The sequence below is a fragment of the Amycolatopsis albispora genome, from assembly GCF_003312875.1.
In the GTDB taxonomy this organism is placed as follows: Bacteria; Actinomycetota; Actinomycetes; order Mycobacteriales; family Pseudonocardiaceae; genus Amycolatopsis; species Amycolatopsis albispora.
On sequence record NZ_CP015163.1, the window covers coordinates 3,742,544 to 3,756,220 of the forward strand.

Below are 13,677 nucleotides of genomic sequence, written 5' to 3' on the forward strand. Positions count from 1 at the left end.
TCTTCGTGTTCCGCCCCTGGGGGCACAATTTAACCGGCACGCCCGACGGGCGCCCGATAGCGGTAGACGGTGCTCGGTTCCGCGCTGAATTGCGAAAACGGGAACGGTTCCGCCGAAACGGCGGTCACCCCGTGCCCGAGGAACGCCCTGGCCACCGCGCTGCCCGTCTGCGCGTAGATCACCAGCGGCAGGCCGCGGTCCCGGCTGCGCGCGAGCAACCGGTCGAAACTGCCGTTGCCCAGCGTCATCCCGGTGGCCACCACGGCGTCGGCGGCGTCGAGCACCTCGTCCATTTCGCGGCTGACCGGCTGCCCCCACTGGGTGGTGCGCAGGTTCAGGTCGCACGGCAGGCATGCACCGCCGCGCTCGGTGATCGCCGCGACCAGCGGGTTCACCACGCCGATCAGGGCGACGCGCGCACCCGGCCGGATGTCCAGCAGCCCGGCGATCGCCTCGTCCCTGGCCCGCGCCCGGACCTCCGGCGTGCCGACGGGCAGCACCACCGGCTCGGCACCGGCTTCGCGGTGCGGTCGCGTGTCGGCGAGGTAGGCGTCCAGTGCCGCGATCCGGACCGGCAACCGGTCGTGCCGGATCAGCGCGTCCAGCGGTTCACCCGAAGCGGTGGCGCAGAAATCGGCGTCCAGTTCGCCTTCTTCGAACGAGCAGGCACCGAACGCGCTGCCGACGCGCAGCAGCAGGTAGTGGTTGCGGTAGGTGACCCCGCCACCGGCCAGCCGGGTGGTGTGGTGCAGCCAGAACGCGCTCGTCACGGTGCGTTCGCCGGGTGGCGGGCCCAGTTCCCCGGCGAGCACGGCTTCGGTCAGCGCGGGCACACTTTCCATTTCCACTTTCCCTTTCATGGCAGGTCCGCCAGCAGTTCCCGCCGGTAACGCAACTCGGCCAGCTGCGGGCGGCCCGCGGGCTGGAAGCAGAACAACAGCGTGCGCCGGTCGCGATCGCTGCGGTTGGGCGCCGACCGGTGCACCAGCGTGCCGGGGAACATCAGCACCGAACCGGCAGGCAGCTCGAGCACCCGCTCGCGTGACGCGTCCACTTTGGACGCATCGACCAGCAGCCCGGTGGGCTCGGCCCGGTCCCGCGGTGCCGGGCCGTCGCGGTGGCTGCCCGGGATGACGCTCAGCGCGCCGTTGCCGGCACCCGCGTCGTCCAGGTAGATCATCGCGGTGGCGATGTCCGCCGCGGCCGGTCCGGCGCAGCAGTACCAGAACGGGAAGTCCTGGTGCCAGGCGAACTCCGAGCCGACCCCGGCCCGCTTGAAGTTCAGCTTGGACACGAACGGCCCCGGTTCGGCCACACCCAGCAGGTCCGCCATCGGCCCGGTGAGCCGCGGGTCCGTCCACAGTGCATCGAATGCCGGGTGCAGGTGCGAGACCGGCGCGAGGCTGCGGATCGTGCCGGTTGCTTCCGGCTCCCAGTGCAGCTTCGTGCCGTCCACGCTTTCCAGCCGGTGGCCGTCCGGCCAGACCTCGACGGAGGTCCGGCCGGACGCGGCCTTGGCCAGCACGTCGCGCTGCACCGACTCGGCGGCCTCGGCCAGCCGCGCGAGTTCGGCACCGCCGAACAGGCCGTGGAGGATTCGGTATCCGGGCTCGTTCACGCCACTCCCAGCACGTCGTGGCCCCGCGCGCAGGCGGGCCGCCGCGCCCAGTCCATCGCCGACCACGGGCAGGCCAGTTCGCTGAGCACGCCAACCTCGCGCGGGCGCATCCGGTCCAGGTCGTGTGCCTCGCGATGCCTGCTGTAGGCCGATTCGGCGTACCGGTGCCCGGTGTCCGCGGCGAGGAACACGTGCCGCCGCCCCGGCTCGCGCTCGTGTTCCCAGTGCGCCGCCAGATAGGCCGCACCGGCCGACAGCCCGGCGAAGATCCCGCTGGAGCGCAACAGGTCCACCGCCGCCGACATGGCGTATTCGAAGCAGATCCAGTGGATCCGGTCGTACAGCTCGTGCCGCACGTTCTCGAACTCGATCGAGCTGCCGATGCCCGCGATGATCATCTCCGGGTCGGCGACGTGCTCGGCGCCGAAGGTGACGCTGCCGAAGGGCTGCACGCCGATCAGCGTCACGTCCCGCCCCAGCTCACCGAGGTAGGAGGCGATCGCGCCGGTGGACGCGCCGGTGCCGACACCGCCGGACAGGCCGAGCGGGCCGGACGGCACCGCCCGGTCGATCTGCTCGGCCACCTCGCGGTAACCGAGGTAGTGGATCTCGTCGTGGTACTGGCGCATCCAGTGGTACGACGGGTTTTCCCGCAGGATCTCGGTGATCCGCCGGACCCGCAGGCTCTGGTCGAGCTTGAGGCTGCGCGACGGCTGCACCTGCTCGAGCGTGGCGCCGAGGATTTCCAGCTGCACCTTCAGCGTGGCGTCGATCGTGGTGGACCCGACGATGTGGCAGTGCAGGCCGTACCGGTTGCAGGCCAGCGCCAGCGCGTGGGCGTAGATCCCGCTGGAGCTGTCGATCAGGGTGTCGCCCGGCCGCACCACGCCGGTGTCGAGCAGGCGCCGCACCGCACCCAGCGCCGAATAGATCTTCATCGTTTCGAAGCGCACGCAGAGCAGGTCGTCCCGGACCCGGATCAGGTCCGGTTCCTTGACCGCCTCGGCGAAGTGGTCGTGCATCAGGCCGCGTCTCCCTTGGCGCGCAGGCGGAACAGGTAGGTCTGCACGTCGTCGTCCGGCCAGGTCCGGCGTTCGCGCACCTCGGGCACGAACCCGCTTTCGATGGCGTGCGCGATGATGCCGCGCAGGTCCGCGGTGTTGGACACGATCAGGTGGATCTCGCCGCCGGGAGCCAGCAGACCGCGCGCGAGCACCTGGTCGAAGAACCGCGCGGTGATCCCGGCGCCGACGCAGACGTTGCGCACCACGTCCGGGTCCTCGCTGGTCTTCAGCGCGACCGCGGGCGGGTTGAAGGTGATCACGTCGGCCTGCGCCTTGTCCGGGAAGGCGGTGAACAGGTCGGAGACGATCGCGTGCAGCGGCGGCGTGTCCCCGACGAACCGCCGGTAGTGCTGCTCGGTCGCGGCCACGCTGGCCGGGTGCACGTCGAGCGCGTAGATCTCGGCCGCGCCCGCGGTCCCGGCTGCCACCGCCTCCACGCCGAGCCCGGACCCCATGGCCACGTAGGTCCTGCCCGCCACCGGGATCCGGCCGTCGAGCAGCCGGTCGTGGATCATCTTGCTGGTCTCGCCCGGCCGGAAGACCCCGGGTGGCAGCTCGAATTCCCAGTCCCGGTAGGTGTGGGACCGCACCGTGTGCAGATCGTTCCTCGGCGGGTTCACCTCGAGGATCTCGGCGGTGGACAGCGTGGGCGGCAGGCTCGCGTGCAGTGCCCAGGATTCTTCGCTCATACCGATTCCTTCCTGTCGAGCACCGGAGCGGAGCGGGGCTGCCCCAGTCCGGTGGCCATCCCGTCGTCGAGGACCAGCACCTCGCTGGTCACCGCGGCGATGAGCCCGAGGTCGTGGCTGATCCACAGCAGCGCGGTGGCCCGCTGCTCGTTCAGCCGCGCGAGCAGGGTGGTCACCCGGCGCGCGGTGCCGGGGTCGAGCGCGGTGGTGATCTCGTCGCACACCAGCACGTCCGGCTCGGCGAGCAGGGCACGCACGAGCGCGGCCCGCTGCAGTTCGCCGCCGGACAGTTCACCGGGGTGCCTGGCCGCGATTTCCGCGCTGACGCCCAGTTCCGCCAGCAGTTCGACGGCTTCGCCACGCGCCGCCGTGGCGTCCAGGCCCCGCAGGCGGACCGCGGTGCGGGCCACCTGGTCGAGCACCGGCCGCCGGTCGTCGAACGAGCCGCGGACCTCCTGCCAGACGTACTGCACGCGGCGCCGGAGTTCGCGGCCGCGCTTGCGCAGCACCGGCAGCGGCCGCCCGTCGAGGCGCAGTTCGCCGGTGTACCGCTCGTGCAGCCCGGCGATGCACCTGGCGAGCGTGGTTTTCCCGCTGCCGGACGGGCCGACCACGCCGATCCGGCCGCCCGGCGGCAGCGCGAGATCGATGTCGTGCAGGATCGGCTGCCGTCCGCGTGGCCGCACCGACGCCGACAGCCCGCGCAGTTCGAGCAGCGCGTCGGCCGGGCCGGGCGCCGCCCAGTCGTGTGCCGGTGGCACCACCTCGCCGAGCACCTCGTCCGGCGTGCCCGTGGCCACCACCCGGCCGTGGTCCAGCAGCACCACGTGGTCGGCCAGCGCCCGCACCAGATCGTGCTGGTGGCTCAGCAGCAGGATGGCCAGCCCGGTCGCAGCGAGTTCGGCCAGCTCACCGGCCAGGCGCAGCCGGGTGACCGTGTCGAGGCCGGTGCTCGGTTCGTCGAGCACCAGCACCCGCGGCCCGCAGACCAGCGCCTGCGCCAGCGCGACCCGCTGCCGCTGACCGCCGGAGAACTGGTGCGGGAACCGCCGCCGGACGTCACCGGGCAGTTGCGCCGCGCGCAGCGCTTCGGCGACAACGTCCTCTGTGGACTCGTTGGGGCGGTGCAGTTTCGCCAGTTCCCGCAGGGTGGTGCCGATCCGGCGGGCGGGGTTGAGCGCGCTGCCGGGGTGCTGCGGCAGGTATGACACCACTCCCCCGCGCAGTCCGGGCGGCGGTTCCCCGGCCAGCACGGCGGATCCGGCGACGGTCACCGATCCGGTCAGCCGCACCCCGGGCGCGGACTCGCCGAGCAGCGCCAGCGCCGCCGTGGTCTTCCCGCTGCCCGACGGCCCGACGAGCGCGGCCACCTTGCCGGGCCACAACCGGAAACCGATGTCCCGCACCAGGAACTCGTCTCCGGCGCGGGCGGTCAGACCGTCCACTTCGACCAGTGCGCTCATGCCGCGACCACCTCCCGGCGACGGCCGAGCAACCGGTCGGCGAGCAGGTTCAGCCCGAGCGTGAAGGCCACGATCATGGCCGCCGGCGCGAGCACCGACCACGGTTGCAGCAGCAGGCCCTCCCGGTTGCGCGAAACCGTCACCGCCCAGTCCGGCGAGGTCGGGTTCAGCCCGAGCCCGAGGAAGTTCGCCGAAGCCACGATGAACACCGCGAGCGTGATGCGGGTACCGATGTCGGCGAGCACCGGCGGCAACGCCGACCGCGCGACCAAGCCGAACTGGATGCGTGCCCACGACTCGCCCTGCATGCGCATCGCCTCCACCGCGGGCCCGCTCGCCGCGTCCAGCGCGGCCGCGCGCACCAGCCTGGCCACGGTCGGCACGTTCACCGCGCCGACCACCAGCGCGATCGCCAGCGGGTCCCCGCGCCAGCCGACCGCGACCACGCTGATCACCAGCAGCGAAGGCAGGGGCAGCAGGATGTCCAGCGGCCGGATCAGCGCCTCGTCCAGCACCCGGCGGCGGGTGGACGCGGCCACCAGGCCGATCAGCCCGCCCGCGAGATAGGCGAAAACCACGGCCAGCAGCGCCACGCCCAGCGTAGTGCGCCCGCCGAGCAGCAGCGTGCCGAACACGTCCCGGCCGAGCCCGTCGGTGCCGAGCAGCCCGCCGCCGCTGTACGGCAGACCGGGCGGGCGCGCGACCGCATCGGCCAGCAGCGGTCCGAGCAGCGCGACCAGCACCGGCACCGCGAGCAGTGCCACCGAAACCCCGGTGATCAGGCGCTTCACCGCAGCACCTCCGTCCGCGGCACGAGCCGGTTGCAGACCAGGTCCGCGGCGAGGTTCACCAGCAGCGCGGCGACCGCCAGCACCAGCGTCAGCCCCTGCACCACCGGCACGTCCCGCGCTTCCACCCCGTCGATCAACGCGGTGGCGAACCCGGGAATGGCGAAGATCGCCTCCACCACCAGCACCCCGCCGAGCAGGTTGTCGCCGACGCGGGCCAGTTCCTGCACGCCGGGCACCGCCGCGTTGGGCAGCACGTGCCGCAGCAGCAAGGATTTCCGGGGCACGCCGAGCCGGCGCGCCTGCACCACGTACCCGGCGTGCAGCGAGGTGATCGTGCCCGCGCGGACCTGCCGCGACAGCGTGCACACCGTGCGCAGGAACAGCACCAGCACCGGAAGCACCAGCAGTTCGGGGCTGGTCAGCAGGTCCTCGCCGGTGGCGCCAACCCAGGTCGCGGGCAGCCAGCCGAGTTGCAGTGACAGCACCGAAATCAGCAGCAGCGCCAGCACGAAGTCCGGGATCGCGGTGAGCACCAGGGTGATCGAGGTGATCGACCGGTCCAGCCTGCCGCCCTCGTACACCCCGGCCAGCGCGCCGAGCAGCGCGGCCAGCGGCACCACCACGGCCAGCGTGGCCACCGCGAGCACCAGCGTCGCGCCCACCGAGCCGCCGATGATCTCGGTCACCGGCTGCCCGTTGACCAGCGAATGCCCGAGGTCCCCGGTGAGCACCCCGCCGGCCCAGTCGAAGAACCGCTCCACCGCGGGCCGGTCCAGCCCGAGTTCGGCACGCAGGTTCGCGACCTGCTCCGGGGACGCGCTCTCGTCGAACCGCACGTCGGCGGCGTCCCCCGGCAGCAGCGCGGTCAACGCGAAGACCAGCACGGAAAGCACCATCAGCTGCACCAGGGCCAGGCCCAGCCGCTGGGCGACGTATCCACGCACCGCTTCAGCCCAGCCACACCTTGTCGAACCGGGCCCAGTCCACCGTGTTCGGTGGCACCGGCCGGACGCCGTGCACGTTCGCGGCCACCGCGGTGATCCAGTCGGGGTGGCCCCAGGCGAGCAGGCCGCCGCGGTCGTGCAGGTCTCGCTGGAGGGCGTGGTACAGCCGGGTCCGCTCTGCTTCGTCCACAGTGGACTGTGCCGTGGCGAAGGCGGCGTCGAACTCGGGGCGCTTCCACGCGGTGGCGTTGAACGGGGAAGTGGAGAGCAGGCGCGAGTTGATGTAGTCGGGGATCGGCGCGGCTCCGGCGCGGTGGCTGCCGAGCACCCCGGTGGTCAGCTGGTCCTTGAAGTAGGTCTCGGCGGCACCGGTGACCACCTCCACCCGCATGCCCGCCTCACCGGCCTGCTCGGCGAAAAGCGTTGCGGCGTCGACAAAACCAGCGGAAACGGTGGAGGTGAAGAACTGCACGGGCTGGTTGAGCACACCCGCCTTGGTCAGCAGCGAACGCGCTTCGGCGACATCACGCGGGCGCTGTGGCAGCGTGCTGTTGTAGTAGCGGTAGCCCTTGCCGAACAGGTCGTTGCCCGGCACCCCGCGACCGCCGAGCACCACGTCGACCAGCCGCTGGCGGTCGGCCAGCAGCTTGAAGGCCAGCGACACGTCCGGGTTGTCGAACGGCGGCCGGTCGGTTTTCAGCACGAACGCCTGCGTGGTGCAGCCGGGCGCGGCGACGATCTTCACCGTGCGCCCGGCCTCGGCCGTCCTGGCGAAGGTCGGGGACATCTCGTGCGCGTACTCGGCCTGCCCGCCCTGCAGCGCGTTCGCGCGCGCGTCCGCGTCAGCCGAGAGGATGTGCAGTTCGTCGAGCAGCGCGGGCCCCTCCCAGTGCTCGTCGAAGCGCCGGGCCACCAGTGCCCGGCCCGGTTCGAACGAGACGAACCGGAACGGCCCGGTGCCCACCGGGTTCGCCGGATCGGCGTAACCGTTGCGCACGATCGCCGCACCGGTGGTGGCCAGCAGCGCGGGCAGCTCGGCCGACGGCGTGCTGAGCGCGATCTCCACCGTGCGGGGATCGACCACCCGGCACCGTCCGATGTCGATGGCCGAAAGGGACTGCCTGGCCAGCCGGTCACCCGCCGCCGGGTCGAGGATCCTGGCCAGGCTGAACAACACGTCGTCGCCGGTCAGCGGCTGGCCGTCGTGGAAAATCGCCTGGCGCAAGGTGAACCGCCACACGGTGGCGTCCGCAGTGGACTCCCAGCGCTCGGCCAGCCGGGGCACCGGCGCCAGGTCGTCGCCCAGCTCGGTGAGCTTGTCGAAGATCGCCTTGTGCCTGGCCTGGTCGATGAACAGGTTCTGCGCGTGCGGGTCGAGGGTCTCCCTGGTCCCGCCCCCGGTGAACAACGCACGCAACCGCCCGCCGCGCTGGGGTTCGCCCGCCTCGCCCGGGCTCTCCGCACCACCGCACCCCCCGAGCACCAGTGCCGCTCCCGCCGAAAATCCGAGAAAACCCCGCCGCGTCAGGGCGATCGGCATGACGGCTCCTCCATTTCCCGCGGCGGGCGCCGCGCCTGCGAAGAATCGTCGGCGAAAACGCGGAGCGAGGAAAACCCGCCGAACGACTTAACGCATGCACCATTCAGGTGAGATCTCCCCAACTGCGGCAATACTGACAGATAATGGAAATCATTGTCAAGTACGAAGAATCTAATATGTGCATGCGAGCAGACAAAAAGGGCCGTTCGCGCTTGTCGAAACCGAAAGCGAGCCTCTGCCCGCTCCGCGCATGGCCTGCGATGTCACGAATGTGGCTTTCGAGACGTCAGGCGTCTCGAAAGCCACATTCGTGACATCGGGCCACGCGGGAGGCTCAACGCACGAACGACCCTTTGGTCGTGAAATCCCGGATATCAGGCGGGGGTGGGCGCCTTCCGCACACCGGCGGCCAGCTCACCGGAGAGCGCCCGCACCGCGTCGACGCCCTCGCCGGCGGCGGTGACCAGCGCGGAACCGACGATCACCGCGTCGGCGAACCCGGCCACCTCGGCGGCCTGCGCGCCCGAGCGCACCCCGAGGCCGACGCCGATCGGCAGGTCCGTGTGCGCCCTGGCGCGGTCGACCAGCTTGGACGCGGCCGCATCCACCGTCTCCCGCGCGCCGGTGACGCCCATCAGCGCGGTGGCGTAGACAAAACCGGTGCTCGCCTGGACCGTGCGGTGCACCCGCTCCTCGGTCGACGAGGGCGCGATCAGGAAGATCCGGTCCAGCCCGTGGGCCTCGGACGCGGCAAACCAGTCGTCGGCCTCGTCCGGGATCAGGTCCGGGGTGATCATGCCGAGCCCGCCCGCGGCGGCCAGGTCACGCGCGAACGCGTCCACGCCGTAGCGGTGCACCGGGTTCCAGTAGGTCATCACCACGGCCTTGCCGCCGCGCGCGGACACCGACTCGACCACCTCGAACAGGTGCTTGAGCCGGAACCCGCCGGCCAGCGCGGCGTCCGCGGCGGCCTGGATGGTCGGGCCGTCCATCACCGGGTCGGAGTAGGGCACGCCCACCTCGACCAGGTCGGCGCCACCGTCGATGATCGCCGACAGCAGGTCCTTCGAGCCGTCCACGGTCGGGTAACCGGCGGGCAGGTAGCCGACCAGCGCGGCGCGGTTCTCCGCCTTGCTCCGGCGGAAGACCTCGTCCAGCTCGCTCACGACAGCTCCTCCTCGGGCACCAGGCCGAAGAACTTCGCCGCGGTGTCCATGTCCTTGTCGCCGCGCCCGGAGAGGTTCACCACGATCAGGCCGTCCTCGCCCAGCTCCTGGCCCAGCTTGATGGCGCCGGCCAGGGCGTGCGCGGACTCCACGGCCGGGATGATGCCCTCGGTCCGCGACAGCAGCCGCATGGCCTCCATCGCCTCGGCGTCGGTCACCGCGCGGTACTCGGCGCGGCCGGTGTCCTTGAGCCACGAGTGCTCCGGGCCGACGCCCGGGTAGTCCAGCCCGGCGGAGATCGAGTAGGCCTCGATGGTCTGGCCGTCCTCGTCCTGCAGCAGGTAGGACAGCGCGCCGTGCAGCATGCCCGGGGTGCCCTCGGTCAGCGTGGCGCCGTGCTCACCGCTGTCCAGGCCCTTGCCGCCCGGCTCCAGGCCGACCAGCCGGACCTCGGGGTCGTCGATGAAGCCGTGGAAGATGCCGATGGCGTTCGAGCCACCGCCGACGCAGGCGGCGACCACGTCCGGCAGGCGACCGGCCTGCTCCAGGATCTGCCGCCGCGCCTCCTCGCCGATGATCTTGTGGAAGTTGCGCACCATCACCGGGAACGGGTGCCCGCCGGCGGCGGTGCCCAGCAGGTAGTGCGTGGTGTCGACGTTGGTCACCCAGTCGCGCAGCGCCTCGTTGATCGCGTCCTTCAGCGTCCGCGAACCGGTCTTGACCGGGATCACCTCGGCGCCGAGCAGCTTCATCCTGGCCACGTTCAGCGCCTGGCGCTGGGTGTCCACCTCGCCCATGTAGACCACGCAGTCGAGGTCCAGCAGCGCGCAGGCGGTGGCCGTGGCCACCCCGTGCTGCCCGGCCCCGGTCTCCGCGATCACCCGCTTCTTGCCCATGCGCCGGGTGAGCAGCGCCTGGCCCAGCACGTTGTTGATCTTGTGGGAGCCGGTGTGGTTGAGGTCCTCGCGCTTGAGGAAGATCCGCGCGCCGCCAGCGTGCCTGGCGAACCGCGGCGCCTCGGTGAGCAGCGAGGGGCGGCCCGCGTAGTCACGCAGCAGGCGGGCGAACTCGCCGGTGAACTCCGGGTCGAGCCGGGCCTTGTCGTACTCCGCGGACAGCTCGTCCATGGCCGCGATCAGCGCCTCCGGCATGAACCGGCCGCCGTACGGGCCGAAGTGGCCCTTGGCGTCCGGGTCGTGCTCGGTGCGCTCGTGCTGCTTCGTGGGGTGTTCCTCGCTCATCGGCTAGGCCTCGGGCACGCGGGGTGCGAACCGGCGGTGACCAGCTTCACCAGCGCCGCCTTGGGGTCGTCGGAGGCGACCAGGCCCTCGCCGACCAGCACCGCGTCGGCGCCCTGGCCCGCGTACGACATCAGGTCACCGGGACCGCGCACACCGGACTCGGCGACCTTGTAGACGTCCATCGGCAGCCCGGGGGCGAGCCTGCTGAACACGTCGCGGTCCACCTCGAGGGTGTGCAGGTTGCGCGCGTTGACGCCGATCACCGACGCGCCCGCTTCGAGCGCGCGGTCGGCCTCCTCGGCGTTGTGGATCTCCACCAGCGCCGTCATGCCGAGCGACTCGACCCGGTCCAGCAGGGACACCAGCGCGTTCTGCTCGAGCGCGGCCACGATCAGCAGCACCATGTCCGCGCCGTGCAGGCGCGCCTCGTGCACCTGGTACGGGCTGACCACAAAATCCTTGCGCAGGATCGGGACGTCCACCGCGGCGCGCACGGCGTCCAGGTCGGCCAGCGAACCGCCGAAGCGGCGCTGCTCGGTCAGCACGCTGATCACCCGGGCCCCGGCGTCGGCGTAGTCCTTGGCCAGCGCCGCGGGGTCCGCGATCGACGCCAGCTCACCCTTGGACGGGCTGCGCCGCTTGACCTCCGCGATCACGCCGATGCCCGACTCCCGCAGGGCGGCCATCACGTCACGCGGGGGCGCGACCTCGGCGGCCCGGCGCTTCAGCTCGTCGAACGGCAGCTCCGCCTCGCGGGTGGCGAGGTCGGCCCGGACGCCTTCGACGATGTCTTCGAGAACAGTCACCGGACGGCCCCGCCTACCGGTGTACACACCGTTTTCCTCGCAAGCTCGCTCACAAAAACCTTCCCCTTCCCGCCGGAAAGATGCTAACCCGCGCAGTTTGACCGGCCGGTCCCGGGTCCGCCGTGCGTTTGTCAACCCTCATCGACCGGTCGTGGGATCTTCGCCTTCGGACAGGGCGTCCCAGAGCTCTGTATCGGCGTCGCGCGCGGGCCGTTTCCCGCCGGGTGCGGAGTACTTGGCGCCGAGGCGCGGCAGCCGGGCCGCCTCACGCAGCCCCAGCCCGCCGCCGGCGAGCACCAGCAGGCCACCGAGCAGGGCCAGTCCCCAGCCGGTGAACCGCATGCCGCCGTCGAGGTTCAGCAGCACGACCAGGCACGCGGCCAGCCCGGTGACGGCCAGCACCAGCGCCACCACCCGGCGCGCCCAGCCGGAGGTGGCCACCATGCCCGCGACCCCGGCGAGGACCAGCGCGGCCAGCGGCGACAGCGCGGGCAGGTGGGCGCCCCCGGTCACCAGCTGCGGTGGCACGCCGGGCAGGTCGGAGCGGGGGCGTTCGAGCCAGATCAGCCTGGACGAGGCCCACAGCGCCAGGGCGCCCAGCACGAGCAGCAGCGTGATGATCCACAAAGGACGTTTGGCGGCGGGCTCAGACACCGGCGGGGTCACCCGCTTCCTCGATCGCCCCGGCCGGTGCCAGCGTCTGCGCGGCGGCCACCGCGGACAGCACGGTCCGGGCCTTGTTCAGCGACTCGTTGTCCTCGTAGTCCGGGTCCGAGTCCGCCACCACGCCACCACCGGCCTGCACGTACGCCCGGCCGTCGCGGACCAGCGCGGTCCGGATGGCGATCGCGGTGTCGGCGTCCCCGGCGAAGTCCAGGTAGCCGACCACACCGCCGTAGAGCGCGCGCCGGGTCGGCTCCAGCTCCTCGATCAGCTCCATCGCGCGCACCTTCGGCGCGCCCGAGAGCGTGCCGGCCGGGAAGCAGGCGGTGACCGCGTCGAAGGCGGTCTTGCCGTCGGCCAGCTCACCGGTGACGGTGGACACGATGTGCATCACGTGGCTGTAGCGCTCGATGGTGAAGAAGTCGACCACGCGCACGGTGCCCGCCTTGCACACCTTGCCCAGGTCGTTGCGGCCGAGGTCGACCAGCATCAGGTGCTCGGCGCGCTCCTTCTCGTCGGCGAGCAGGTCCTTGGCCAGCTGCGCGTCCTCCTCCGGGTCGGCGCCACGCCACCGGGTGCCCGCGATCGGGTGCGTGGTGGCCCGCCCGTCGCGCACGGTCACCAGCGACTCCGGGCTGGAGCCGACGATGTCGAAGCCCTCCATCCGCAGCAGGTACATGTACGGGCTGGGGTTGGAGGTGCGCAGCACGCGGTAGATGTCGAGCGCGTCGGCGCCGGTCTCGATCTCGAAGCGCTGCGACGGCACCACCTGGAAGGCCTCGCCAGCCTTGATCGCCTCGACCGCCTTCCGGACCGCGTCGTGGAAGTCGGCCTTGGTGCGGCGGCGGGTGAACTCCGGCGCGGGCCGGTCGAACACCGCGTTGGTGGCCGGGGCGTGCACCGCGAGCTGGTCGGTCATCGACCGCAGGCGGGCCACGGCGTCGTCGTAGGCGGCGTCCACCCGCTCCGGCGAGTCGTCCCAGTTGACCGCGTTCGCGATCAGCGTGACCGTGCCCTCGTGGTGGTCGAGCGCGGCGAGGTCGGTGGCCAGCAGCATGGTCAGCTCGGGAATGCGCAGGTCGTCCTCGGCCAGCTCGGGCAGCTTCTCCAGCCAGCGGACCGCGTCGTAGCCGATGTAGCCGACCAGGCCGCCGGTCAGCGGGGGCAGGCCGGGCAGCGCCTCGGTGTGCAGTGCTTCGAGCGTGGCGCGCAGCACGGTCAGCGGGTCGCCGTCGGAGGGCAGGCCGACCGGCGGCGTGCCGGTCCACACGGCCTCGCCGTCGCGCACGGTCAGCGCGGCCGGGCTGTTCACCCCGACGAACGACCAGCGCGACCAGGAGGCACCGTTCTCCGCCGACTCGAACAGGAAGGTGCCCGGCCGGTCGGCGGCCAGCTTGCGGTAGACGCCGACCGGGGTCTCCCCGTCGGCGAGCAGGCGGCGGACCACCGGGATGACCCGGCGCGACTCGGCGAGCGCGCGGAACTCCTCCCGGGTCGGGCTGACCTCACCGAGGCCGGTGGCGACGGAGGAGGACGCGGTGTCGGTGCGCGAGCTGACCATGCGCCACATTGTGCCGCCGCGCCGCGGCGCGCTCGGGTACAGGTGTACCTACACCCGCGTGTACAATTCATTGAACGTTGAACTACTGCTGAGTGGAAGGGCGGAGGCGCCGGAGCCCAGGCTCTGCCCAT

General features: G+C 71.9%; 13 protein-coding genes. All 13 read right to left on the minus strand.

Annotation, left to right across the window (positions count from 1 at the left end; genetic code table 11):
• Nucleotides 1-29: 29 nt before the first annotated feature.
• The 13 genes from A4R43_RS17350 to A4R43_RS17410 all read right to left on the minus strand — a co-directional run bounded on the left by A4R43_RS17350 (nt 30) and on the right by A4R43_RS17410 (nt 13,546).
• Entirely contained in the window at nt 30-842 is an 813-nt protein-coding gene (locus A4R43_RS17350; RefSeq protein ID WP_113693284.1) for a Rossmann-like domain-containing protein, read from the minus strand.
• Nucleotides 843-856: 14 nt separating this feature from the next.
• Entirely contained in the window at nt 857-1,618 is a 762-nt protein-coding gene (locus A4R43_RS17355; protein ID WP_113693285.1) for a phytanoyl-CoA dioxygenase family protein, read from the minus strand.
• The gene (locus A4R43_RS17360) at nt 1,615-2,640 is read right to left on the minus strand and encodes a pyridoxal-phosphate dependent enzyme (protein WP_113693286.1); all 1,026 of its coding nucleotides are present in this window, start codon (nt 2,638-2,640) and stop codon (nt 1,615-1,617) included. The genes A4R43_RS17355 and A4R43_RS17360 overlap by 4 nt, the downstream gene beginning before the upstream one ends.
• Complete coding sequence (locus tag A4R43_RS17365) at nt 2,640-3,371, minus strand: methyltransferase (RefSeq protein ID WP_113693287.1); 732 nt, start codon at nt 3,369-3,371, stop codon at nt 2,640-2,642. The genes A4R43_RS17360 and A4R43_RS17365 overlap by 1 nt, the downstream gene beginning before the upstream one ends.
• Nucleotides 3,368-4,834: an ABC transporter ATP-binding protein gene (locus tag A4R43_RS17370; RefSeq protein ID WP_113693288.1), complete on the minus strand. Its 1,467-nt coding sequence runs from the start codon at nt 4,832-4,834 to the stop codon at nt 3,368-3,370. Before A4R43_RS17370 ends, A4R43_RS17365 begins: the two co-directional genes overlap by 4 nt.
• Nucleotides 4,831-5,625 (minus strand): ABC transporter permease, encoded by a 795-nt coding sequence (locus A4R43_RS17375; RefSeq protein ID WP_236809084.1) that lies wholly within the window; start codon nt 5,623-5,625, stop codon nt 4,831-4,833. Before A4R43_RS17375 ends, A4R43_RS17370 begins: the two co-directional genes overlap by 4 nt.
• Nucleotides 5,622-6,569: an ABC transporter permease gene (locus tag A4R43_RS17380; protein WP_113693289.1), complete on the minus strand. Its 948-nt coding sequence runs from the start codon at nt 6,567-6,569 to the stop codon at nt 5,622-5,624. The genes A4R43_RS17375 and A4R43_RS17380 overlap by 4 nt, the downstream gene beginning before the upstream one ends.
• A 4-nt stretch (nt 6,570-6,573) precedes the next feature.
• A complete protein-coding gene (locus tag A4R43_RS17385; RefSeq protein ID WP_113693290.1) occupies nt 6,574-8,109 on the minus strand; it encodes an ABC transporter substrate-binding protein in 1,536 nt (511 codons plus the stop codon).
• Nucleotides 8,110-8,483: 374 nt separating this feature from the next.
• The gene (gene trpA / locus A4R43_RS17390) at nt 8,484-9,275 is read right to left on the minus strand and encodes a tryptophan synthase subunit alpha (protein ID WP_113693291.1); all 792 of its coding nucleotides are present in this window, start codon (nt 9,273-9,275) and stop codon (nt 8,484-8,486) included.
• The gene (trpB, locus tag A4R43_RS17395) at nt 9,272-10,516 is read right to left on the minus strand and encodes a tryptophan synthase subunit beta (RefSeq protein WP_113693292.1); all 1,245 of its coding nucleotides are present in this window, start codon (nt 10,514-10,516) and stop codon (nt 9,272-9,274) included. Before trpB ends, trpA begins: the two co-directional genes overlap by 4 nt.
• Nucleotides 10,513-11,322, minus strand: a complete 810-nt coding sequence (gene trpC / locus A4R43_RS17400; RefSeq protein ID WP_113693293.1) for an indole-3-glycerol phosphate synthase TrpC — start codon at nt 11,320-11,322, stop codon at nt 10,513-10,515. Before trpC ends, trpB begins: the two co-directional genes overlap by 4 nt.
• A gap of 138 nt (nt 11,323-11,460) precedes the next feature.
• The gene (locus A4R43_RS17405) at nt 11,461-11,976 is read right to left on the minus strand and encodes a Trp biosynthesis-associated membrane protein (protein WP_236809087.1); all 516 of its coding nucleotides are present in this window, start codon (nt 11,974-11,976) and stop codon (nt 11,461-11,463) included.
• Nucleotides 11,969-13,546 (minus strand): anthranilate synthase component I, encoded by a 1,578-nt coding sequence (locus A4R43_RS17410; protein WP_113697678.1) that lies wholly within the window; start codon nt 13,544-13,546, stop codon nt 11,969-11,971. Before A4R43_RS17410 ends, A4R43_RS17405 begins: the two co-directional genes overlap by 8 nt.
• Nucleotides 13,547-13,677: the final 131 nt, after the last annotated feature.

Coding starts and splice junctions, on each gene's coding strand:
- A4R43_RS17360 (WP_113693286.1), bottom strand. CDS start 2,640: ATGCACGACCACTTCGCCGAGGCGGTCAAGGAACCGGACCTGATCCGG.
- A4R43_RS17385 (WP_113693290.1), bottom strand. CDS start 8,109: ATGCCGATCGCCCTGACGCGGCGGGGTTTTCTCGGATTTTCGGCGGGA.
- A4R43_RS17370 (WP_113693288.1), bottom strand. CDS start 4,834: ATGAGCGCACTGGTCGAAGTGGACGGTCTGACCGCCCGCGCCGGAGAC.
- trpB (WP_113693292.1), bottom strand. CDS start 10,516: ATGAGCGAGGAACACCCCACGAAGCAGCACGAGCGCACCGAGCACGAC.
- A4R43_RS17350 (WP_113693284.1), bottom strand. CDS start 842: ATGGAAAGTGTGCCCGCGCTGACCGAAGCCGTGCTCGCCGGGGAACTG.
- A4R43_RS17410 (WP_113697678.1), bottom strand. CDS start 13,546: ATGGTCAGCTCGCGCACCGACACCGCGTCCTCCTCCGTCGCCACCGGC.
- A4R43_RS17365 (WP_113693287.1), bottom strand. CDS start 3,371: ATGAGCGAAGAATCCTGGGCACTGCACGCGAGCCTGCCGCCCACGCTG.